At 32.5% G+C, this 22,926-nt stretch carries 15 protein-coding genes and 1 riboswitch; of the genes, 11 read left to right on the top strand and 4 right to left on the bottom strand.

The window, feature by feature from the left end:
- Positions 1–177: 177 nt before the first annotated feature.
- On the bottom strand, positions 178–3,003 hold the full coding sequence (locus tag FHR24_RS04000; RefSeq protein WP_167184196.1) for a hypothetical protein: 2,826 nt from the start codon (positions 3,001–3,003) through the stop codon (positions 178–180).
- Positions 3,004–3,174: 171 nt separating this feature from the next.
- The gene (metK, locus tag FHR24_RS04005) at positions 3,175–4,428 is read right to left on the bottom strand and encodes a methionine adenosyltransferase (RefSeq protein WP_167184199.1); all 1,254 of its coding nucleotides are present in this window, start codon (positions 4,426–4,428) and stop codon (positions 3,175–3,177) included.
- A 307-nt stretch (positions 4,429–4,735) separates the two neighbouring features.
- Between metK and FHR24_RS04010 the strand changes: the two genes are divergently transcribed.
- On the top strand, positions 4,736–6,010 hold the full coding sequence (locus FHR24_RS04010; RefSeq protein WP_167184202.1) for an O-acetylhomoserine aminocarboxypropyltransferase/cysteine synthase family protein: 1,275 nt from the start codon (positions 4,736–4,738) through the stop codon (positions 6,008–6,010).
- Between the two features lie 64 nt (positions 6,011–6,074).
- Here the strand turns inward: FHR24_RS04010 and FHR24_RS04015 are convergent, their stop codons facing one another.
- Positions 6,075–6,833 carry a DUF6503 family protein gene (locus tag FHR24_RS04015; protein ID WP_167184204.1) on the bottom strand — a complete coding sequence of 253 codons (759 nt, stop codon included), beginning with the start codon at positions 6,831–6,833 and terminating at the stop codon, positions 6,075–6,077.
- Positions 6,834–6,969: 136 nt separating this feature from the next.
- Between FHR24_RS04015 and FHR24_RS04020 the strand changes: the two genes are divergently transcribed.
- From FHR24_RS04020 to FHR24_RS04065, 10 genes are all read left to right on the top strand, one after another.
- Complete coding sequence (locus FHR24_RS04020; protein WP_208412280.1) at positions 6,970–7,539, top strand: RNA polymerase sigma factor; 570 nt, start codon at positions 6,970–6,972, stop codon at positions 7,537–7,539.
- Between the two features lie 147 nt (positions 7,540–7,686).
- A complete protein-coding gene (locus FHR24_RS04025; protein ID WP_167184210.1) occupies positions 7,687–8,595 on the top strand; it encodes a FecR family protein in 909 nt (302 codons plus the stop codon).
- Positions 8,596–8,673: 78 nt separating this feature from the next.
- Positions 8,674–12,159, top strand: a complete 3,486-nt coding sequence (locus tag FHR24_RS04030; protein ID WP_167184213.1) for a SusC/RagA family TonB-linked outer membrane protein — start codon at positions 8,674–8,676, stop codon at positions 12,157–12,159.
- Positions 12,160–12,170: 11 nt separating this feature from the next.
- Entirely contained in the window at positions 12,171–13,658 is a 1,488-nt protein-coding gene (locus FHR24_RS04035; RefSeq protein WP_167184214.1) for a SusD/RagB family nutrient-binding outer membrane lipoprotein, read from the top strand.
- 7 nt (positions 13,659–13,665) lie between these two features.
- Entirely contained in the window at positions 13,666–15,078 is a 1,413-nt protein-coding gene (locus FHR24_RS04040) for a purple acid phosphatase family protein (RefSeq protein ID WP_167184216.1), read from the top strand.
- Between the two features lie 82 nt (positions 15,079–15,160).
- The gene (locus FHR24_RS04045) at positions 15,161–16,027 is read left to right on the top strand and encodes a glycerophosphodiester phosphodiesterase family protein (protein WP_167184218.1); all 867 of its coding nucleotides are present in this window, start codon (positions 15,161–15,163) and stop codon (positions 16,025–16,027) included.
- Between the two features lie 149 nt (positions 16,028–16,176).
- Positions 16,177–16,299, top strand: a riboswitch (SAM riboswitch).
- Positions 16,300–16,404: 105 nt separating this feature from the next.
- A complete protein-coding gene (locus tag FHR24_RS04050) occupies positions 16,405–17,379 on the top strand; it encodes an alpha/beta fold hydrolase (RefSeq protein WP_167184220.1) in 975 nt (324 codons plus the stop codon).
- A 42-nt stretch (positions 17,380–17,421) separates the two neighbouring features.
- Positions 17,422–19,848, top strand: a complete 2,427-nt coding sequence (gene thrA / locus FHR24_RS04055; protein WP_167184222.1) for a bifunctional aspartate kinase/homoserine dehydrogenase I — start codon at positions 17,422–17,424, stop codon at positions 19,846–19,848.
- A gap of 160 nt (positions 19,849–20,008) precedes the next feature.
- Positions 20,009–21,181 carry a trans-sulfuration enzyme family protein gene (locus FHR24_RS04060; protein WP_167184224.1) on the top strand — a complete coding sequence of 391 codons (1,173 nt, stop codon included), beginning with the start codon at positions 20,009–20,011 and terminating at the stop codon, positions 21,179–21,181.
- 286 nt (positions 21,182–21,467) lie between these two features.
- Positions 21,468–22,184: a 3-ketoacyl-ACP reductase gene (locus FHR24_RS04065; RefSeq protein ID WP_167184226.1), complete on the top strand. Its 717-nt coding sequence runs from the start codon at positions 21,468–21,470 to the stop codon at positions 22,182–22,184.
- Between the two features lie 70 nt (positions 22,185–22,254).
- Here FHR24_RS04065 and FHR24_RS04070 read toward each other — a convergent pair whose 3' ends face one another.
- A complete protein-coding gene (locus tag FHR24_RS04070; protein ID WP_167184227.1) occupies positions 22,255–22,845 on the bottom strand; it encodes a DUF975 family protein in 591 nt (196 codons plus the stop codon).
- Between the last annotated feature and the right edge of the window lie 81 nt (positions 22,846–22,926).

Genomic DNA, 22,926 nt, shown 5'->3' on the forward strand with positions numbered 1-22,926 from the left:
AGCTGCATATTACTAATTATTGAATATTTTTTTGTTGACAGAGAACAACTTAAGAAAATTTATGCTGAATTTTAAGGAACTGTATTAAAAATATAGCAAAATAAAAAGCCTGCTATTATATAGCAGACTTTGATATGTTTTTAGAATGTGAAAAATGTTTTTTACCCAAATTTAATATTAAAATTTTTCTTTTAATTCTATATCTATAAATCTAAATAAACCACAAGGGATGTCAATTATAGTGGTTTTTTGGGTTGTTTTAAATTCTTTTTTATCTAATACATCTGTTATTTTTACGGGAGAAACTGTGTGAAAATTAACTGTAGCTTTTCTGTTATCAGGGTTAATATATCCTCCATCTATCAGTGTCAGTCTAATATGTTTGTCATCGGTTTGTGCAGCAACCCAAGCTACGTTTTCGCCTGTTACGGTTAATGGTAACTTTTTTGCACTGTTTTTTATATCTGCTTCTATTTTTTTGTAGTATTCATCTGCTTTGTAGGTTTGCTTTCCATCAGCAGAATAGTAATAATCACCATCTGTAATGTATTCTTTTATAATGTTTTTATACAAAGGATGTAAATGATTTTTTAAAGCTCCACGGGGTGCATTAGTGTCAGCAAAAATACCTTTTTGTGGTGGTGTTATAATAACCAAACCAGAGTTATAAGGTGCTAAAAAATTTAAACGTCTATCTTTTACTCCAGCAGCATAGCTAGAAAAATCCCAAGGAGTAACAGCAGCACCAGGCCAAGTACCGTTCATACGACTAAATACATATTTGTTTTCCGTTTCTTTTTTTTCATCATAAAATGTAGTCCATTTTACATTAGCTCCTTCGTTCATGTATCGTTCTGATGGATTTTTCATCCCGATATGTATTGGAGAAAAACTAACTATTTCTTCTGGTTTAGGTAAGTAAATAGCACCTTTAGCAATCAAATCATAAAAAACACTCATATAGTCTTGATCTACCGCAAAGTTGTTTAAAAACTTAGCACCGTAAGAGGTATGAAAAATTAACATTCTAAGAAAATGATTAGGAAGTCTTTGGTAGCCTATTTCACGAGAACGATCAAAACTAGCATTGTCCATAATTGCACGAGTTCCCCAATTATTTACAGCCCCACTTGTCCATAAACCAACTCTTCCTGCAAGACTTAATTCCATAGTTTTATCTGTAGTTTCTTCCATAGATGGAACAAAAACATTGGCATATTTACCAGAAATTAAATCGGACCAAATAGGTAGATATGCATGACCTAGCCAAAACACATTTTTAGATCTTATAAATAAGTTAAGATTTTTGTCTTGTCCGTAGGTTGCTAATGGAGATATTAAATGTTCTGCAACGTATTTGAAAGGTTCTCCATGTCCTTCCATTTCAGGATAAATCAATACTGTTTTCTTTCCATTAGCATAATTAACTAAGTTTTTTAGAGTGCTAGGACTATAGTAAAAAGGATCGTTTCCATGACCTCCCCATGTTGCTAATCCTTTTGAGTTATACTCGGGTTCTAAAAGGTTTAAAACTTGTTGCTGAGTAAGGGTGTATTTTTTTCTTTTATCTCTGCTATCTCTAACCTCTGTGTTAGAAATAGTATCTCTATTCCAGCTTTCTGAAGATTGCACTTTAGTCATGTGTTTACCTCCTAAGAAAACAGGACTGTTGTAGTTTTTAGTAATATTATCAGCTATTTTTTTAGACAAGGGTGTGTTTAAAACCTCTGTCATAAAATATAAAGGAAGTGGTTTTCTCTCGTGTTTAGGTGCTTTAAATTTTGCTAATTCATTTTTAATATTAGTAGTATTTTTTAAAATATTTTCTATTTTTCCAGTAGGTTTAAAATTGGTATATGCTTTTTTCCATTTAGAATCTTTTGTGTTTAAAATATGAACACAACTACCACCACTTTGAATACTGGCCAAAATAATGTTTCCGTATTCATCGCTACATATGTCATTAAAAGCATATTTAATACTTAAGTTTTCAGCTTTATTATAATCTAAATCTTGATTTAATAAAAACACATTATTTCCTGCTAATACAAAAAGTTGAGATTTTTTTGGAGTATTTAATTGTACTGCTTGTGTGATTAGGTAGCCTGTGGCTAATCTTTTTTTAACAGGGTGTATGGTGAATTTATTTGTAGCTTCATTATAAAGAGAAAAACCAGCATCGTTAGTATGCGCAGAGGTTCCTAAGAAAATTTCTTTAATTCCATCGTTATTTAAATCTATTTCTCTAAAGTCACCTAAAACTCTTTCAGATTTAACTTTTACTTTTTTAAAAGGCTGGTTTGCTAATGGTTCGAAAAAATACAATGTACCATTTACATTCATTTGATTATTTGTTCCATGTATAACAAGAGCTTGACTTCCATCAGCTTTTTGATAAGGACGAATAAAATTGGCGGTGCTTATGTTTTTTTTAGGGATAATTGCAGGGAATTTTGTCCACGGTTTTTCTACAGAAAAAGTAGATGTTGGTGTTTTTTTAATAAGTGTTCCTGTGGCAGAAAGGTAGTAGATGTTTGTGTCAAAATTACTACAAACAATATAAGGGGTTTTGTTTGCGTGTATAACTGTAACGGCATACATGGGGGTGTCATTTGGCTTAAATTCCCATAACTTTTTTCCTTTACTATTTAAACAATAAACAGTACCGTTTGCATTGGCTACTAAAATTTCATCAATCCCATCACCTGTAATATCATCACACCACAAATCATGATTCATAATTCCTAATCCTAGATTGTTTTCCCATAAAATTTTACCATCATATGAGACAGCTATTACTATTCCTTCGTAACTAGACCCAATAATATAGTTGTCTTTTTTGTTTTTTGCTACTCTCACCTTTAAAATAGTATGCTTGGTGTCGATACTTTTTAGGGCAGTTTCTTTTTTTGGAGGAGTACTATTATGTAGTGTTCCAAAACTATTTAGACTGTTAAGGAATAAAATAAGAAGTAGGCTAAATAGTTTTTTTTGAATTTTCATTTTATAGAAAGGATTGAGATAATTTGCCTAATAAGGTACTTAAGTTATGGGTTTTGAATTAATTACATATTGATAATAACAAGTAGTATATTGATGTTTTTTGTTGAGGTTTATAAAAAAGAAAAGCCTGCTATATATATAGCAGGCTTTGGTATGTTTTTAGAATGTAAACTATAGTTTAAAAGCTTGTTTTACTTTTTCTACGTAGTCTAGTTTTTCCCAAGTAAATGTTTCTACTTCTATTTCTTTGGTTCCTTCATAAGGAGATTCAAAGACTACAGTTTTAACTTCTGGAGTACGTCCCATGTGTCCGTAAGCAGCAGTTTCTGTATAAATAGGATTACGTAATTTTAATCTTTCTTCAATAGCAAAAGGTCTCATATCAAAAATAGAAGTAACTATTTCGGCAATTTGTCCATCTGTTAAATCAATCTTACTAGTTCCGTAAGTGTTTACAAAAATCCCCATAGGCTCTACCACTCCAATAGCATAAGAAACCTGAACTAAAATTTCTGTGGCAACACCAGCCGCTACTAAGTTCTTAGCAATATGACGAGTTGCATATGCTGCAGAACGGTCTACTTTACTAGGATCTTTTCCAGAAAAAGCACCACCACCATGGGCACCTTTACCACCGTAAGTATCTACAATAATTTTACGACCTGTTAAACCAGCATCTCCGTGAGGACCCCCTATTACAAATTTTCCTGTTGGGTTAATATGGAATTTGATATCATCACCAAATAAAGTTTGAACTTCTTGGCTAAAAGTTGCTTTTACTCTAGGTACTAATATGTTAATAATATCCGATTTGATTTTAGCTAACATAGTTTCGTCTTCATCAAAATCATCATGTTGTGTAGAAACTACAATCGCATCAATACGTTCAGGAACGTTGTTGTCAGAATACTGTAAAGTTACCTGTGCTTTAGCATCTGGACGTAAGTAAGGAATCTCTATTAATTCTCTACGTAAAGCAGCTAATTCTTTTAATAAACGATGAGAAATTTCTAAAGCCAAAGGCATAAAGTTTTCTGTTTCGTTAGTTGCATAACCAAACATCATTCCTTGGTCACCTGCTCCTTGTTCTTCTTTACTCGCTCTATCAACTCCTTGGTTAATGTCCTGAGATTGTTCGTGAATAGCAGATAATACACCACAAGAATTTCCATCAAATTGGTATTCTCCTTTGGTATATCCTATTTTGTTGATGGTATCTCTAGCAATTTTTTGTACATCTAAATACGCTTTAGATTTTACTTCTCCTGCCAATACAACCTGACCTGTAGTCACTAATGTTTCACATGCTACTTTAGAATCAGCATCATATGCTAAAAAATGATCAATTAAAGCATCAGAAATTTGATCTGCAATTTTATCTGGATGTCCTTCTGAAACAGACTCCGATGTAAATAAATATGACATATCTATTTGTGTTTATGATTTTTAATATTCAGTGTGCTGAGTGCCTTGGTCGGCTAAAGGAGTAGAAGATTACTGCTTTAGCACTTTTTTGTTTACAGATAAATAATGTTTACTGTAAAAGAGGTGGCAATCAGTTCAAATCTTTCCCCTTTGATGAGTACAAAATTATAAAAAAGAAATGGAATAGAAACTTTTAAAACGTCCTTTTATTTTTTAATTGATGATTTATCACAGCTATTATATGTGATGAAAATGTGTTTTTTATATATTTGTTAGCAGTATAAATAGAAACTATATAAAATATATTATGGATATTCAAAGATTAGAAACGGCTGCCTTACATGCAGGGCACGATGTTACAAATACTCAAGGAACAAGAGCTGTACCGATTTACCAAACATCATCTTATGTGTTTAACAATACAGAACATGCTGCCAATTTATTTGGATTAAAAGAATTAGGATTTATATATACTCGCTTAAACAATCCAACCAATCAAATTTTACAAGAGCGTTTAGCAGCTGTAGAAGGGGGAGTTGGAGCCGTTGTTTTTGCATCAGGAACTGCAGCTATTGCCACAGGGTTGATGACCTTGTTAAGAGCTGGAGACCATATTGTGGCTTCTAGTAGTTTGTATGGAGGAACTTTTACTTTGTTAAATGTTACCTTACCAAGATTGGGAATTACAACTACATTTGTAGATGCATCTAACCCAGAAGAATTTAAAGCGGCTGTGCAAGACAATACACGTGCGTTTTTTGTAGAGTCTTTAGGAAATCCAAAATTAGATGTATTGGACCTAGAAGCAATTGCAGAACAAGCAAAAGCTGCTGAGGTTCCTTTTATTGTTGATAATACTGTGGCATCTCCAGCGTTGTTAAATCCTATTAAACACGGAGCAAACTTGGTAATTCACTCATTAACAAAATATATTGGAGGACAAGGAAACTCTTTAGGAGGAGCAATTGTGGATGCTGGAACATTTAACTGGGCAAACGGAAAATTCCCTGAATTTACTGAGCCATCTGCAGGATACCACGGTTTGGTATATCATGAAGCTTTAGGAGCTGCTGCATTTACTTTTAAATTAATCTTAGAAGGATTGCGTGATTTTGGTGGAGCGTTAAGTCCAACCAATGCATTTAACATTATTCAAGGTTTAGAAACGTTGCCGGTAAGAATTAAGCAACATTCTGCCAATGCTTTAGAGTTAGCCACTTGGTTAGAGGCTAGAGATGAAGTAGCTTGGGTAAATTATCCTGGTTTAGAAAGTAGCAAGTATCACGAATTGGCTAAAAAATACTTGCCAAACGGACAAAGTGGTTTGTTAACCTTTGGTTTAAAAGGTGGTTTTGAAGCCGCTAAAAAGTTTACAGATGCTACTAAAATATTTTCTTTGTTAGCTAATATTGGAGATACTAAATCTTTAATTATTCACCCAGCAAGTACTACTCACCAACAATTAAGTGTAGAAGATCAGGCAGGAGCAGGAGTTACTCAAGATTTAATTCGTTTGTCTGTAGGATTAGAAAATGTAGAAGATTTAAAAACAGATATTACCAATGCATTTTCAGCCTTGTAATTTACAATCTATATAATATAAAAACTCGTTTTTGATAAAGATCAGAAACGAGTTTTTTTATGTTTTACCTAATAGCGGTAATATTTGTGATGTTTATTCTAGAAACTTCTTTTAATTGTTCTGTTTCATAAAGAGAAGGTAATTCTGTCATTTTAGTTTCAAAAGGAGCTTTGTAGTTAATGTAATCCTGAAATAAAATTCCATCAACATTTCTAGTATTGTAGGCACTTCTAAATCTAATTCCACCACCGTTTACTTCGTATTTATAAGCTATATATTCAACCGTGTTTGTTTGGTTGTTTATCCAGTAGTAAAAAATATCTTGATGATCTTCACCACCACCATTTTCATCAAAAGTAACTTTAACGGTGTGGTATTTTTTGTTTTTAATAGTTATTGTATCAATATAAGTTTTATGTACGGCTGCATCATTTAATTTATAAGGAAGCAAACTAAAATACAAGACAGAGTTTAAAGCTGCAGAATAGCTATTCCTTTTTTTAGGAGACAATTCTATAAGTTGACCTTGCTGGTAACGGGAGAAGTTTCCGTTTTCTAAAACATCTAAAATCTCTTTATTTTTTAAGGTGTATTTAAATTCATCGCCTTTGTGAGTAAAAGAATATTCTTTCCCTCTAAAATCAAAAGAATAAGAGGCTGTTTTATACAAATCACCTCCGTGTGCTGCAATGGCTTTGTTAACTATCTCTTCTCCTTTTTTTATGTTTTTAGGAGTGTTAGTTATTTGTGGTTGTTTTTTGGGTTGACATGCAATAATGGTGATGAATAAACATGTTATTGAAAGTGTTTTTATAAATTTCATTTGATTCGTTTTTTAGGTAGTCAATAAAAAGTGAGATAACTAACTCAGATTTAAAAAAAAGACGGTTGTTTTGTCTAACAATTTTTACATAATAGTAATCCTGTTTTCACATTTAGAATAAACAATTGTCCTTTCTTTGTTTGCAAAAGTATTTTTAATCTTGACGACCAACGAAGAATTTTTGCTAGAAGAACTCCAGAAAGGTAGCCAAGCAGCTTTAAACAAACTCTATCAATTATACTGGAAAAGACTGTATGCTTTTGCATATAAATTTTCTGGTGGAGACGAGTCAACCTCAGAACGTGTGGTTCAAGATGTTTTTATTTATATATGGGAAAACAGGAATTCTCTTAATATTCATAACCTAAAGAGCTATCTTTTTCAGGCAGTAAAATATCAATTATTTAGCTATTATAACCAGCAAAACAACCAACAAACAATATACTTAGAAGAGCAGTTTGAGGAGTTTGTATTAGAATCGGTTGCTGATCAAAATAATGAGGCCATTTTTGAGCTTTTAAATCAGGCGATAGCATCTTTACCAGAACGAAGAAAAGAAATTGTTCAGCTAACTAAAATAAAAGGTTTGAGCATTGCTGAGGTTGCAGAGCAATTAGATATTGCTCCACAAACAGTAAAGAATCAATTATTAATAGCGATGAATCATTTAAAATCCGTTTTTAAAAAAGGAGGAGAAGAAGTATAGTTTTTCTTGTGTTTTTTTTTGAGATAATGTTTTGGTAACATATTGGTAACTTTTGTCAATAGTACCAAAATAGCGTTTCTTTTACTTACTGATGAACAAATTAGTAATATCCATTTAGTGAAAAAGAAGAAACACATATTAAAAAAGATGGCTGACGGTTTTTTTAAAGGTAGCTTATCTATAAAAGAACAACAGTTAATGAATGATTTTGCTAAAGATCAATTCAATAAATCTGAAGAAAAACTACCTAAACACGTCGACTCAGAAGAGCTTTCTAAGCAGATATGGAAACAAATTGAAAAAGAAACCCGTCAACAATTATGGTTTGGTTTTTCAAGAAAAATGGTCTACACAGCTGCCGCTTGTGTTGTAGGGATTTTATTAATTCCTGTAGGGTTTTATAACTATACCTATAGAACAATTGAGTTTAAAACGGGGCAACAAATAGATTCTTTAAGTCTACCCGATGGTTCTAAAGTGTATTTGGCAACTAACAGTATATTTCAATATCCAGCTAAATTTAGTAAGAATAAAAGAGAGGTCTCTTTAATTAATGGAGCTGCATTTTTTAAAGTAAAACGAAATGTTGTTAAGCCATTTCAAGTAGCATCAAACGATGTGCTAACAACTGTTTTGGGTACTTCATTTTTAATAAACTCACACAAAAATTGTACAGCAGTATCAGTTGCAACGGGAAAAGTAAGAGTGTCAAAAAACAAGTATTCAGTTGATTTGATTCCTTTTGAAAAAGCAATTGCAAAAAACAAAACGATAAATAAAGTAAAAGAGAGTAATTCAAATTTTAAAAATTGGATGCTATCCGAAGTATATTTTAAAAATGCTACTCTAGAAGAAGTGGTAAAGTTTTTAGCAGTAAAATTTCAAGTAAATACAGAGTTTTCTAATGTTCAAATCGCAAGTCAAAAACTAAATTTTAAAATCCAACAGCAAACACCATTAAAAGAAATAGTAAGCAATCTAAAATTTATTACTCAATTAAATTACAAACTATATGATGAAAAACTGATAATTAGCAAAAACACAGAAACAAAATAAAAAAAAATCCACAGTTGCTCCAACAACCATGGATCTAAAAATGTATTGACAATCTCAAAATAATTAATCAACACAAAAATGAAAATTTATAAAAACTTTATGATGAAACGCACGACTATATTGATGTTAGCGTTTTCATTATTAAAAAGTTATGCTTACGGTAATAATCCCGTAAATGTAACAATTAAACAGCAATCTATAACATTAAAGCAATTTTTTTCGGAGTTAGAAACTCAAACTTCATATACCTTTAATTACGGAGAAGATATTTTAAACGATCAAAAAACATACGATGTAAAGTATACAAATAAAAAGGTTGAAACAGCTGTAAAAGATATTTCGGCACGTGCTAATTTAACATACAAATTAAGTAATCGTGTGTTTTTAATTCGTAAAAATAATAATATACAAGAAAAATATCAACAAAGTGAGCTTAGAGGTTTGGTTGTTGATAAAGAAACTTCAGAGCCTTTAATTGGTGTTTCTATAGTAGTATCTGGAAGTAATAATGGCTTAATGACTGATTTTTCGGGACAATTTGTTGTTAAAAATATAGACTATCCTGTAACTATTACGATTAGTTATTTAGGCTATAAAACAATTTCTAAAACATTTAACAAACCAGAGTCTAATCTTGTTATTTCTTTAGAACCCTCTAGTGAAATGTTAGATGCAGTTGTGGTAACTGCTTTAGGAATTTCTAGAAAAGAAAAAAGTTTAGGGTATTCTGTAGGAAAGGTAGCAGGAGAATCTGTAACAGAGACCAAGCGTGCAAATTTGTCAAATGCACTTTCGGCTAAAATGCCAGGGGTGCAAGTTACCAATGTAAGTTCAGATCCAGCTTCATCATCTTTAATTACCATTCGTGGAGAATCTTCTATTAGCGGAGACAACCAACCTTTGTTTGTTGTAGATGGAATTCCAGTAAGTTCTAACAATCGTAATGCAGATTCTTCAGGAGGTGCATATGTAGATTATGGAAATACAGCTATGGATATTAGCCCAGACGATGTTCAAGATATTACAGTATTAAAAGGTGCAGCAGCTGCTTTGTATGGTTCTAGAGCTGCAAATGGGGTCATTTTAATTACTACCAAAAACGGAAAAAATAAAAAACAAGGAATAGGAGTGAGTTACAATGCTTCTATTAAATTTGATACTCCTTGGTTGTTTCCTGAGTTTCAAAATGAATTTGCTGCGGGTTCTGATATTATGGCAGTAAATGGAGATGGAGTGCCAATTGCAACAGGAGCTGCAAGTTGGGGGCCACGTATTACTCCAGGAGCAATGGCGGTTCAAAATTATCCCGGAGGAGAGACTAGAGTTGGAGAGTTAAAAGCTTATCCAGATAGACATAAAGATTTTTATGAAGTAGGTCAAACCTTAACAAATAATGTGTCTGTAACAGGAAATTATGATAAAGGTAGTTTTAGATTGTCTTATAACAATTTACAAAACACGGGTATTGTACCAAATACGGATTATAAAAAAAATAGTTACAACCTAAACACAACTTATAAAATTAAAGATAATTTGTCGGTGTCTGCTATGGCAAATTTTAGTGTTGCAGAAAGTGATAACAGACCTGGTCAAGGAAAAAGTGATGATGACAATACTACGGAAGTGGTGTACAGGTTAACACCAAATACAAATGTTAATGATTATCGTTCTTATTGGGAAGATGGTTTAGACGGTTTGCAGCAAAAAGAATTAGAAGGTGCAGACAACCCATTTTTTACAGCTTACGAACAGTTAAACGAATTTAAAAGAACTCGTTTGTTTGGAAAGTTACAACTGAATTATAAAATAAACCCAACAATGAGTTTGCAATTGCGTTCAGGAATTGATACTTACCAAGAGCAACGTGTAACTAAAAGAGCATTTAGCAGTAACGAATTTCCTACAGGAGCTTATGGAAATAACATTATTGGTTTTACAGAAACAAATGTAGATGCCTTGTTTACTTACACACCTAAGTTAGATGAAATGTTTGATTTAACAGTGTCTTTAGGAGTAAATAGAATGGATCAAAACCAATATTATAACAAAGCAAATACTAGAAAATTAGAAATACCTAATTACTATAATATTTCTAATGCAGCAGCAGGAACTGTAAATAACACAGATGGTATTAGTAAAAAAAGAATAAACAGTCTTTACTCTTTGGCTTCTTTATCTTTTGATGATATGCTTTTCTTGGATTTGTCTGCAAGAAATGATTGGTCTAGTACCTTGCCAGAAGAACACAACTCTTATTTCTATCCTGCAGCTTCTTTAAGTTTTTTATTTTCTGATGCTTTTAATATGAAATCAAATGTGTTTTCTTTTGGAAAATTAAGGTTAAGTTGGTCCGAAGTTGGAAATGATACGTCTCCTTATCAGTTAACCAATACTTATGGATTTAGCGATTGGGGAGATTTAAAATTAGCTAGTAATTCTCAGAACTTAAAGAATAATAATTTAAAACCTGAAAAAACCAGAAACTTAGAAGTTGGTTTTGATGTACGTTGGTTTAAAAATAGATTGGGGTTAGATGTGGCTTTGTATAAGAGTAATACGTATAATCAAATTATTAATTTACCAATTGCAATTAGCTCTGGAGGAACATCAAAAGTAATCAATGCTGGAGAAATTCAGAACCAAGGTGTTGAGGTAGCTTTGCATGCAATCCCTTTAAAAACTCAAGATTTTAAGTGGATGTTAAATGCAAATTTCAGTAAAAACAAAAACAAAGTAATTTCATTACATCAAGATATAGAAAGTTATCAAGTAGCTTCTACTACAGGAATTTATCAATTGTTAGAAGTTGGTGGTTCTATGGGAGATTTTTACGATAAAAGAACACCGCTTACGGTTAAAGAAGGAGAGCATGCTGGTAGATATATTTTAGAAGACGGTATGTTTATTAGAGACAATACTTGGACAAAAACAGGGAGTAGGAATCCAGATTTTACGGTAGGTTTTACCAACACACTTACTTACAAAAACTTTAGAATGAATTTTACTTTAGACTGGAGACAAGGAGGACAGTTTTACAACTACACGGCTAAAAATTTAATGTCAGATGGTCGTACAACCTTTACTACTCAATTTAGAGATGCACAGTCTGGAGGGGTTTCTTTTGTACAAGACGGACAAACGCGTGTAGATGGTGGTATTATACCAGGAATAGTAGCTAACGGAGACGGAACTTATAGCGAAAACACTGTTGCTTTGGCCTCGGAACCTTATTATGGAGAATTATGGGATTATGAAGAGTTTCATATGTCTACAGCAACATATGTAAAACTTCGTGAAATGAGTATTGGTTATACATTTAACAAGTTAAAACCTTTTGATCGTCTAAGTATAGATTTAATTGGTAATGATTTGTTAAGCTGGTTTGCCTATAAAATTAAACGTAACAGAGATGGTTACATTACAGGGGATTATGATAAAGGATACGATCCAGAAACACAAAATTATTTGTCGAATAGTGGTTCTTTAGGAATCACGCAAGGTGTAGCTGCATGGCAACTTCCTGCAACTCGTAGTTTTGGTATAAAACTTAGTGCTAACTTTTAATTATAAAAATCATGTTTAAAAATATATATTATTTAGTTACAGCTAGTATTTTACTTTTTAGCTGTACTAACGACTTTGAAGAAATAAATGACAACCCAAACGCTCCAGTAAATGTGGATGCTCCTTATTTGTTAAGTTCTGTAGTTTTAAATACTGCCTACGATTTAACAAGTGAAAACATGAAAGGACTAATGGGGATTCCATGTAGATATATTACTAGGGCAGACAATAGCGTTAGAGATAATTTTAAATGGGACGAAGAAAATTGGGATTATGTGTTTAAGGTTTTAATTGATAATGAAGATTTATTAAACAAAGCAATTAACGAGAATAATATGCATTTACAAGCGGTTGCTTTAATAGTAAAAGGGTATTTGTTTGGAACGTTAACAGATGGGTATGGACAGGTTCCGTTTAAGGACGCTTTGAATGCAGAAAATGAAGATTACACTGCAGTTTATAGTAATCAGGAAACAATTTATAACGCTGTTTTAGATTATTTTGATCAGGCAAATACTTTGTTAAGCCAAGAGGGGATTTTAGTACAATTTAAAGATTTTGATCCTATGTTTGGTGGAGATGCTTTAAAATGGAGAAAATTGGCAAATTCTTTAAGATTAAGATATTTATTAAGATTGTCTAATAAAAAGAGCGATGCTGTTTCACAAATTCAGACTCTTGTAAATAACAGTACAGAATACCCATTAATTTTAAATAATGAGGACAATGCTAAAGTTCCATATTTGGGAGTTAAAGATTCAGACTCGTCACCATTTGGTTCTTTTGATGGAGATTTTGAAAAAAGAAGACCTAGTAAAGTTTTAGTTGATTTTCTTTTAGAACGTAATGATCCAAGATTGCCTGTGTGGATTCGTGAAGTAGCAGATCCAGCTGCAGGAACCATTACCAATGATGCTTATGTAGGTTTACCATTAGCAACTTCTGGTTTGCCAACGTATAATGGAACTACAAATTATGAAAAATATGAAACTAGCAATATGTCTGAGTTCAATGCTGTATTTCATGATGATGAAAATGAGTTGTTTGCAGCTGTAATTTTTCAGGCAAGTGAAATGTATTTCAATTTGGCAGAATTGGTGTTAAATCACGGTTTAACTTATGAGGGTAAAACAGTAGAAGCGTTGTATTTAAAAGGTATTGAGACTTCTATGGAGCAATATCAAGTTGCTACAAAAGCAACAGCTGATAGTTATTACTCTCAGGCAAAAGTTTCGTACAACGGAACCTTGGAGCAAATTATGGAGCAAAAATGGGTGAGTTTAATTTTTGTTGGTGGTGCAGAGGCTTGGTTTGATCATAGAAGAACAGGATTTCCAGATTTTCCTATAGGGTCTATGGCTATAGAAGATTCGTTTCCTACTCGTTTACCATATCCTGCATCGGAAGGAAGTTACAATGCCGAAAATTACCAAAATGCTATTGATGCCCAAGGTTGGGCAAATGATGATAATTATGAATTAATGTGGTTATTAAAATAATAAATACATGAAATTAGTCATAAAATTAACAGGTATTGCAGCTCTAGTTTTCTGGAGCTGTACTACTAAAAAAGAAAGTAGTCCTACACATGCACATAGTGAAGGAGAGCACTATCATCATAATGTGTATAAAGCACAAGATTCGGTGTTGAATCATAAGTTGATTTTTCCAAGTAAAGTGCCAGATCGTGTAATATTGCATTTAACGGAACATCCAGAAAATAGTATTGCTGTTAACTGGAGAACAAATGCTCAAGTTACAGAAGGATTTATTCAAATTGCTGTTGCTACTGATGGACCAGAATTTAGACAAAACGGAATAAAAAGGGTAAAAGCAGATACAGAGTATTTTCAAAATCAAAGTAAAAAAAACAATGAACCTTTGGTGGTTGCTAATTATCATTCTGTAAAAGTCGAAGGCTTACAACCCAATACCATTTATGCTTATCGCGTTGGAAATGGAGGAGAAGACAGTCGTTTATGGAGTGAATGGTACCATACAACTACAGCTTCTAATTTGGCTAATAAGGCTTTTAGTTTTATCTATTTTGGAGATGCACAAAATGAGGTGAAGTCTATGTGGAGCCGTTTAATTCGTAGTTCATATCAACTGTTTCCTAAGGTAGATTTTATGTTGCATGCAGGAGACCTAATCAATAGTAGGGACAGTAATTTAGAATGGGGAGAATGGTTTCATGCAGGAAGTTTTATTCATGCAACAGTGCCAAGTGTTATGACCCCAGGAAATCATGAATATCGTAATGAAGTTTTAACGCCATTGTGGAGACCCCAATTTAATTTGCCTAAAAATGGTCCTTTAAAAGAGGTGGAAGAGACTACGTATGTTATCGATTATCAAGATTTAAAATTAATTTCATTAGATGCTGTTTCTTTTGATGATAAGGAGCACTCTAGAAATGCACAGGTAAAATGGTTAGATTCAATATTGTCTACAAATACCAAAAAATGGACAGCTTTGTTTTTACACTACCCTGTTCTATCGGTTGCAAAAAAACGAGATGAGGACAATTTATTAATGAAAAAAGCATTGCAACCTGTTATAGAAAAATATCAACTAGATTTAGTTTTAACAGGGCACGATCATACTTATGCACGTGGTTCTGTAAAGAATATTCCTACAGGTATTACAGGGGTTTATGAAACAGGTACGGTGTATGCGGTTTCTGTAAGTGGTCCTAAAATGTACGAGTCTGAAGATAAAAAATGGATGGATAGACGAGGAGAAAACATCCAGTTGTTTCAAATTATAAGTATTGAAAATGACATTTTAAATTATAAAGCATTTACACCTATTGGAAACATATATGATGCTTTTGAAATGACAAAAGTTAACGGAAAAAAACAGGTGAGAAATAAAATTCCCAAAACACAAGAACGTTTAAAAAAAGATTTTAAATAAACAATATTAAAACCATCCTTGCTTCTTCTCATTTGTTTTTAATTGGAGGTTGAAGGGTGGTTTAAAAATAATTGGATTAGACATGAATAACAGAATAATAAGGAAAGCCTGTTTAGGGCTGGTTTTCTTTTTAATACAGCAATTTTCGGTTGTTGCACAACAAACCCAAGCCAGTAAAATTCTGGATGATTTTTACAATCATCCAGAATATAAGTTAGTAGCTGCGCATAGAGGTGCACATCAAAATTACCCTGAAAATTCTATTCCATCTATAGAAGAAGCCATCCGTTTAGGAGTAGATATTATTGAGTTAGATATTAGAGAAACCAAAGATCATCACTTGGTGTTAATGCATGATTCAACAATTGATAGAACCACTACAGGGAAAGGAAAAATAAAAGACCTTACTTGGGAGGAGTTAAAAAAAGAACGTTTGTTGTTTAACGGAGTTCCAACAAATGAAACTGTTCCTTCTTTTAAGGATGCTCTAGATGCAATTAAAGATAAAATTGTGATGGATGTAGATTTTAAATTAGAGCGTAAAAGAGCATTCAAAAAAGCATATAAAATTATTCAAACAAAAAAATGCCAAGATCAAGTGCTTTTCTTTATTTCTGATAGGAAAAAAATTAAAATGGGTTTAGAGTTAGATTCTACAATAGCTATTTTACCACGTGCTCACAGTTATAAACAAGTGAGAAAAATGCTGAAAAAGGAAAGTATAAAAGTAGTACACATAGATTTTTCTTTTTATAAAGAAGATTGGACAAAAGATTTAACAAGGAAAGGTTATAGAATTTGGGCAAATGCCCTAGGGAAATATGATAACCTACAGGTTAAGAATCAAACAGGATATACAGAACTAAATAAAAAACACATTAATATTATACAAACAGATTATCCTAAAGAATTATTATATTTTTTGAAAAATAAAGGATTACATAGATAAGTGTTATGGTATTTTGTCTACGTTAAATAGTAAGAATAAGGGATGCATAAAGTTGTTTCCCTTTTTTACGTATTAAAATGACTTTGGAATTAAATTGGTAATCCATAATATAATTTATAACTTTGCCACAGCTCATTATGTATTGAAGTATGTTATCATGAAAGGTAGAGGGAATAGACCCGTTGAAGCCTTAGCAACCCTTTTTAGCGAAAAACTAAATTTCTTAAAATGAAGGTGCTACGTTCTACCAACGTTTGTTGGATAGATAACCCAAGAGCAATTCTCTTACAAAATCAAGATAACTTACAAAGACTACACAATTTCATTCTACATTTGTTTAGAATAGAAACGGATGAGTTTTAAATGATTTTAAGACATTGAACAAAAGTTTACAACATAGAACCCTAAAAGATTACACTACATTGGTAGGTGTGTATTATGCGAGCTTAGAACTTTCTTATGAAGTTTTTGGACAGCCACTACACACAGCTCCTATTATTTTGGTAAATCATGCATTAACAGGAAATTCCGATGTTGCAGGAGAGCATACCGGTTGGTGGAAAGGAATTGTATCTAAAGGAAATTTAGTAGACACAGATAAGTATACCATTCTTTCTATTAATATTCCTGGAAATGGATATGATAACAAACCCGAGAATTTAATTGACGATGTAAAAAGTTTTACCGCTAGAGATGTTGCTCAATTGTTTGGATTGTTATTACAAGATTTAGAAATAACTAAATTACATTCTATTTTAGCAGGTTCTTTAGGTGGTGGAATTGCTTGGGAAATGGCTGTGTTATTTCCAAATTTAGCAGAATATATCATTCCAATAGCATCAGACTGGAAAGCTACCGATTGGATTTTGGCTCACAACAAGGTACAGGAACAAATTTTGGTGAATTCTAAAAAACCAGTACACGATGCCCGTATGATGGCGATGTTGTTTTATAGAACAGCCGCTTCTTTTAAAGAAAAATTTAACCGAACGCAAAATGAGGCTTTGGGAATTTCTAATGTAGAAAGTTGGTTGTTACATCACGGATATAAATTAGAACAAAGGTTTGAATTAAAAGCTTATCAGATGGTAAATCATTTGTTAAGCACGTTAGATATTACCGAAGGAAGAGGAACTTTTGAAGAAGTTGCCAAAATTATCAATGCTAAAATTATTCAGATAGGAATAGATTCTGATTTCTTTTTTGTGCCTGAAGAAAATAGAGAAACACATCAATTGTTAACGCAAGCTGGAGTTTCATCGGTATATAAAGAAATAAAGTCGATTCATGGTCATGATGGATTTTTAGTAGAAGATGAGCAGTTAAAAGTATTGTTAAAAGATGTGTTTTAAGTAATTACACACTTTAACCCATAAACAAATAAACCTCAAGAAATGAAAGTATTAAAGTTTGGAGGAAAATCACTAGCTAACGGAGAAGGAATACAAAGCGTTATTTCTATTCTTTTAAATAAAATACAAAACAAACAAGAAATGGTAATTGTAGTTTCTGCAAGAGGAACTGCAACAGATGATTTGTTAGATTTGTTAGAGAGTGCAAAAAAAGGAGAAGATTATCAGGTTGCTTTTGAGATTTTTAAAAATTATCAAAAAGAACCATTGCCAACAATTGATTTTTCTGAAGAGTTTACTTTTCTAGAAAAAATATTTGAGGGAGTTCATTTGTTAGAAGATTACAGTCCCAAAATAAAAGACTTGGTAACTGCTTATGGAGAATTGTTGTCTGGTAAAATGATAACGGCTCTATTAGTAAACCAAAATATAAATGCTCAGTACACAGATTCTAGAAGTTTATTTAAAACAGATAATGTATACGGAGCTGCAACTTTGTTAGAAGAAATTACAGAAGAAAATGCTAAAAAGTATTTTTCAAGTATAAACTTATCGACTACGATTCCTGTAGTTACAGGATTTGTAGGAGCAAGTCTAGATGGAGAAACCACAACTATTGGATTAAATGGAAGTAATTATTCAGCATCTTTAATAGCAGGCTATTTAAATGCAGAAGAATTAGAGAATTACACTATTGTAAGTGGAATTTATACGGCCAATCCTAATTTGGTTTCCAATGCACAAAAAATAAATCACTTGTCTTTTAATGAGGCAAATGAATTGGCAAATTTGGGTGATAATGTGTTAGATGCAAAAGCGATTATTCCTTTGGTAAAAAAGAACATTTCTTTGCGTATTTTAAATACGTTTGAGCCAGAAAGTCAAGGAACTTTAATCAACGCAGAGCAAACATCTAAAAACGGAATTAGAGCTATTTCTGTGCAAGAAAATATGGCTTTGGTAAGTTTAGAAGGTAGAGGTTTGTTAGGTAAAGTAGGGATCGATGCTCGTTTGTTTACCGCTTTGCAAAAAGAAAATGTAAGTGTGGGGATTATATCTCAAGGTTCCTCAGAACGTGGTATTAGTTTTGTGGTAAGTGGAACCGATGCTCACAAGGCCAAAGATGCTTTAGGAAATGAATTTAATTTGGATTTTTTGAGTAATGATATCAATAAAATTACGATTACAAGAGGAGTTGCTGTGGTGTCTATTTTAGGGAACTCTTTAAGTTCCTTTAAAACAAGTTATACAGCATTGGTTAATAACAATATAAAACCGTTACTAATTAATAATACGGTTACAGGTAATAACGTTTGTTTGGTGATAGATAATAAAGAGTTAAGAAAAGCAGTAAATGTAATGCATGGAGAGATTTTTGGAATTGCCAAAAAAATAAATGTAGCTGTTTTTGGAGTTGGTTTGGTTGGGGGTACGCTAATTAAGCAAATTTTAGAGAGTAAAAAGAATATTTTAAAACGTAAAGGAATAGACTTAAATGTTTTTGCAGTAGCAAACTCTAAAAAAGTTTATTTTAATGCGGATGGAATAGAAAAAACTTGGAAACAAGATTTAAAAGAAAACGGAATTCCATACAAAGGCATAGAAGCGATTGTTAAATATGCAAAAGAAAACCATTTAGGAAACTTAATTGCTGTTGATAATTCTGCCAGTGCAGGAATGACAGAAAATTATATTCCGTTGATAGAAAATGGATTTAACTTGGTGTCTTCTAATAAAATAGGAAATACAAAATCGTTAGCGTTTTACAACGATTTGCGTTTGGCTTTGCTACAAAACAGAAAACAATATTTGTACGAAACCAATGTAGGAGCAGGTTTGCCTTTAATTGATACCATTAAATTGATGCACGCATCAGGAGAAAATATTACCAGAATTAAAGGAGTTTTCTCGGGGACATTAAGTTATTTGTTTAATAATTTTTCTGCCAAAGATGTACAATTTAGCGAAGTGTTAAACCAAGCTGCAGAGCAAGGGTTTACAGAGCCAGATCCTAGAGAAGATTTAAACGGAAATGATGTAGGTAGAAAACTATTGATTTTAGCCCGTGAATTGGATTTAGAAAACGAGTTTGAAGATGTGCAAATTCACAATTTAATTCCAGAACCTTTAAGAGAAGGAGATACCGCTTCTTTTTTAAGTCAGTTGACTGAATTGGATCCTGTTTATCAAGAAATAAAAGATAAACAAGAACCAAATCACGTATTGCGTTATATTGGAGATTTACATGGGGATTTAGCTTCTGATAAAGGAGTTCTAGAGGTAAAATTAGTTTCAGTACCTAGTAATTCTGCTTTAGGGCAAGTAAAAGGAGCAGATTCTATTTTTGAAATTTATACGGAGTCTTATGGAGATCAACCTGTAGTTATTCAAGGAGCAGGAGCAGGAGCTAACGTAACTGCCCGTGGTGTGTTTGGAGATATTATGAGATTGACAGATTTAGAACTGTAGTTCTAATTAGTACAAAGTACTGAGTAATCAGTATTAAGTTTTTAACAACTCAAGAGTTGGTACTGTACTTTATACTGCCTACTTGTTACTAAAATTATTTACGCAAAGTTGATAAGTCTCAGTACTTAATACTTTGTACTCATTACTAAAGTAAATGAAAATGAACGAAAAAAAGAATTTTGAAACCCTAGCGGTAAGAACCCAAACAGAAACTACTCAGTTTTCTGAGCATTCTGTGCCTTTATATTTAACATCAGGTTTTGTTTTTGAGGATGCAGAAGAAATGAGAGCTTCTTTTGCAGAGGAAAAGCAACGTGATTTGTACAGTAGATACAGCAACCCGAACGTAAATGAGTTTGTAGACAAAATTTGTTTGATGGAAGGAGCAGAAGCTGGTTTTGCTTTTGCAAGTGGAATGGCAGCTATTTTTTCTACGTTTGGAGCCTTGTTAAGTGCAGGAGATCATGTGGTTTCTTGTCGTTCGGTATTTGGAGCTACGCATGGTTTGTTTACCAAATATTTTCCAAAATGGAACATTCAATCTTCTTATTTTGATGTAAATGATGTTGAAAATGTAGAAAAGTTAATTCAGCCCAATACCAAATTTATTTATGCAGAAACTCCAACAAACCCAGGAGTAGATGTGTTGGATTTAGAAGTGTTGAGTAAGATTGCGAAAAAACATGGAATTCTATTAATTATTGATAATTGTTTTGCAACTCCTTATTTGCAACAGCCTATAAAGTTTGGGGCCGATTTGGTCATTCACTCAGCAACCAAATTAATAGACGGACAAGGAAGAGTATTAGGAGGAATTACGGTAGGTAACAAAGACTTGATCCGTGAAATTTATTTATTCTCGCGTTTAACAGGACCTTCGTTAAGTGCTTTTAATGCTTGGGTGTTGTCTAAATCTTTAGAAACATTGGCGGTTAGAGCCGATAGACAATGTGACAATGCATTAAAGTTAGCAGAGTTTTTAGAAAGTCATCCTAAGGTAAAATGGGTGAAATATCCATTTTTAAAATCACACCCTCAGTACGAAATTGCTATTAAGCAAATGAAATTAGGAGGAACTATTGTTGCTTTTGAGGTAGAAGGTGGAGTTGATGGTGGAAGAAACTTTTTTGACAATATAAAAATGTGTTCTTTGTCTGCCAATTTAGGAGATACTAGAACTATTGTAACACATCCTGCAAGTACCACACATGCAAAAGTAGAACCAGAGGTTAAGTTAGCTGTAGGTATTACAGATGGTATGGTGCGTTGTTCTTTAGGTTTAGAACATATAGACGATATTATTGCAGATATAAAACAAGCTTTAGAGGCTTAAAAATTTAAAACCGAGTTTGTATAAACTCGGTTTTTTTTATGTGTTTATTTTTGCATTAGGGATAGAGCTATTTGTTTGAGCTCTTTTAGATGCTGAACTTTTTTCAGTATCTAAAAAGCGAGTAGTGAAAGCCCGACCTATTTTAAATTGGAACAAAGTGGAAAATTAAAATAGGTAATGCCCTAATAACACGACTTTACAATGGTGTAAAAACAGCGAAAAAAATAGATGTTAAGATTGCAGTTTGATAAATTGCTTGTTAAATTTGAAATAAAAAATAAGAGACATGATAAGTTTAAAAGGTAAAAATGCATTAATTACAGGTGCAGGTAAGGGAATTGGGAAAGCAATAGCATTGGCTTTGGCTGCAGAGGGTGTAAACGTAGCTTTGTTGGCAAGAACAGAGAGCGATTTGTTAGAGGTTGCCAAAGAGGTTAGAGCTTTGGGAGTAAAAGCAATAACGGTAGTTACAGATGTGGCTTCTATAGAATCTGTAAACAAGGCCTCTGGAGCGGTGTTTAACCAGTTTGATACCATTGATATTTTAATTAACAATGCGGGTGTTGGTGGTTTTGCTAAGTTTTTAGAAATGGAAGTGAAAAAATGGGAACAAATTATTCAGGTAAATTTAATGGGAACTTATTATGTAACCAGAGCATTTTTACCTCAAATGATTGAGAGAAATACAGGAGACATTATTAATATATCTTCTACAGCAGGTTTAAGAGGTGCAGCGGTAACAAGTGCTTATAGTGCATCTAAATTTGCAGTGTTAGGGTTGACAGAATCTTTAATGCAAGAGGTAAGAAAAAATAACATTAGAGTAACTGCGTTAACTCCTAGTACCACAGCTACAGATATGGCTATTGATATGGATTTAACGGATGGAAATCCTGAAACGGTGATGCAACCAGTAGATATTGCTGAGTTGATTGTAGCGCAATTAAAATTGAATAGAAGAGTGTTTGTAAAAGATGCAGGTATTTGGTCTACAAATCCTTAAGAATTAAATTATTGGAACAAAAAATCCCATCATTTTTATGATGGGATTTTTTGTTTTAGTTGTTATGGAATTAATTGTTCACTTCAATTCCTATTTCTTGTAACGGATCTGTTTTTAAATCTTCATAAAATTTAGCATTGGTAACGTACATGTAGGGAACTAACCAAAGAAAACCAATACCCAAAGTTAAGATACATAATAAAGACCATCCCATAAAACGTAGAGTAAGTCTAAAGTATTTCATTTTATAGCCATCCATCATTTCTTGACTTTTTTTCATGGCTTGCTGCGGACTTAATTCAGGTTCGTCTATCATAATAAAATAGGTCATAGCATACGAAAAAGCTTTGATGATTCCAGGAATTATAAATAGTAATGCCCACAAGAACACATTTAGTAAAATTAATAGATAGGCAATTAATCCATCAACAAATCTATTAAACCCCTGAAAAATTTGTTCTATTTTAAGTTCTTTGCCTCTACTTATGTTTAAAGAAAATAAGGCAAGTCCTAAGGCAAAAGGTCCTGCAATAACAATAGCCGCATAAGAACCAACAGATATAATAATTGTATAAATAAGAAAAGTAATAATGGCAATCCCCCAATTATTTTCTAAAGATTTTCTTGCCGATTGCATTAAAGTTGTATTTTCTGTAGCCATTTTTTTAGTTTAAAATTTAAAGAGCGAAAATTAATTATAATAATTGAGAAATTGATGAACATGGGTTTTAAATACAACTGT

Origin of the sequence: Wenyingzhuangia heitensis, assembly GCF_011762155.1 — a bacterium.
GTDB classification, from domain to species: Bacteria; Bacteroidota; Bacteroidia; order Flavobacteriales; family Flavobacteriaceae; genus Wenyingzhuangia; species Wenyingzhuangia heitensis.

Excerpts from the sequence above, each read along its gene's own strand:
- metK (WP_167184199.1), bottom strand. The coding sequence starts at position 4,428 with ATGTCATATTTATTTACATCGGAGTCTGTTTCAGAAGGACATCCAGAT.
- FHR24_RS04045 (WP_167184218.1), top strand. The coding sequence starts at position 15,161 with ATGAATAACAGAATAATAAGGAAAGCCTGTTTAGGGCTGGTTTTCTTT.
- FHR24_RS04060 (WP_167184224.1), top strand. The coding sequence starts at position 20,009 with ATGAACGAAAAAAAGAATTTTGAAACCCTAGCGGTAAGAACCCAAACA.
- FHR24_RS04040 (WP_167184216.1), top strand. The coding sequence starts at position 13,666 with ATGAAATTAGTCATAAAATTAACAGGTATTGCAGCTCTAGTTTTCTGG.
- thrA (WP_167184222.1), top strand. The coding sequence starts at position 17,422 with ATGAAAGTATTAAAGTTTGGAGGAAAATCACTAGCTAACGGAGAAGGA.
- FHR24_RS04000 (WP_167184196.1), bottom strand. The coding sequence starts at position 3,003 with ATGAAAATTCAAAAAAAACTATTTAGCCTACTTCTTATTTTATTCCTT.
- FHR24_RS04025 (WP_167184210.1), top strand. The coding sequence starts at position 7,687 with ATGGCTGACGGTTTTTTTAAAGGTAGCTTATCTATAAAAGAACAACAG.
- FHR24_RS04015 (WP_167184204.1), bottom strand. The coding sequence starts at position 6,833 with ATGAAATTTATAAAAACACTTTCAATAACATGTTTATTCATCACCATT.
- FHR24_RS04070 (WP_167184227.1), bottom strand. The coding sequence starts at position 22,845 with ATGGCTACAGAAAATACAACTTTAATGCAATCGGCAAGAAAATCTTTA.
- FHR24_RS04065 (WP_167184226.1), top strand. The coding sequence starts at position 21,468 with ATGATAAGTTTAAAAGGTAAAAATGCATTAATTACAGGTGCAGGTAAG.
- FHR24_RS04030 (WP_167184213.1), top strand. The coding sequence starts at position 8,674 with ATGAAAATTTATAAAAACTTTATGATGAAACGCACGACTATATTGATG.
- FHR24_RS04010 (WP_167184202.1), top strand. The coding sequence starts at position 4,736 with ATGGATATTCAAAGATTAGAAACGGCTGCCTTACATGCAGGGCACGAT.
- FHR24_RS04035 (WP_167184214.1), top strand. The coding sequence starts at position 12,171 with ATGTTTAAAAATATATATTATTTAGTTACAGCTAGTATTTTACTTTTT.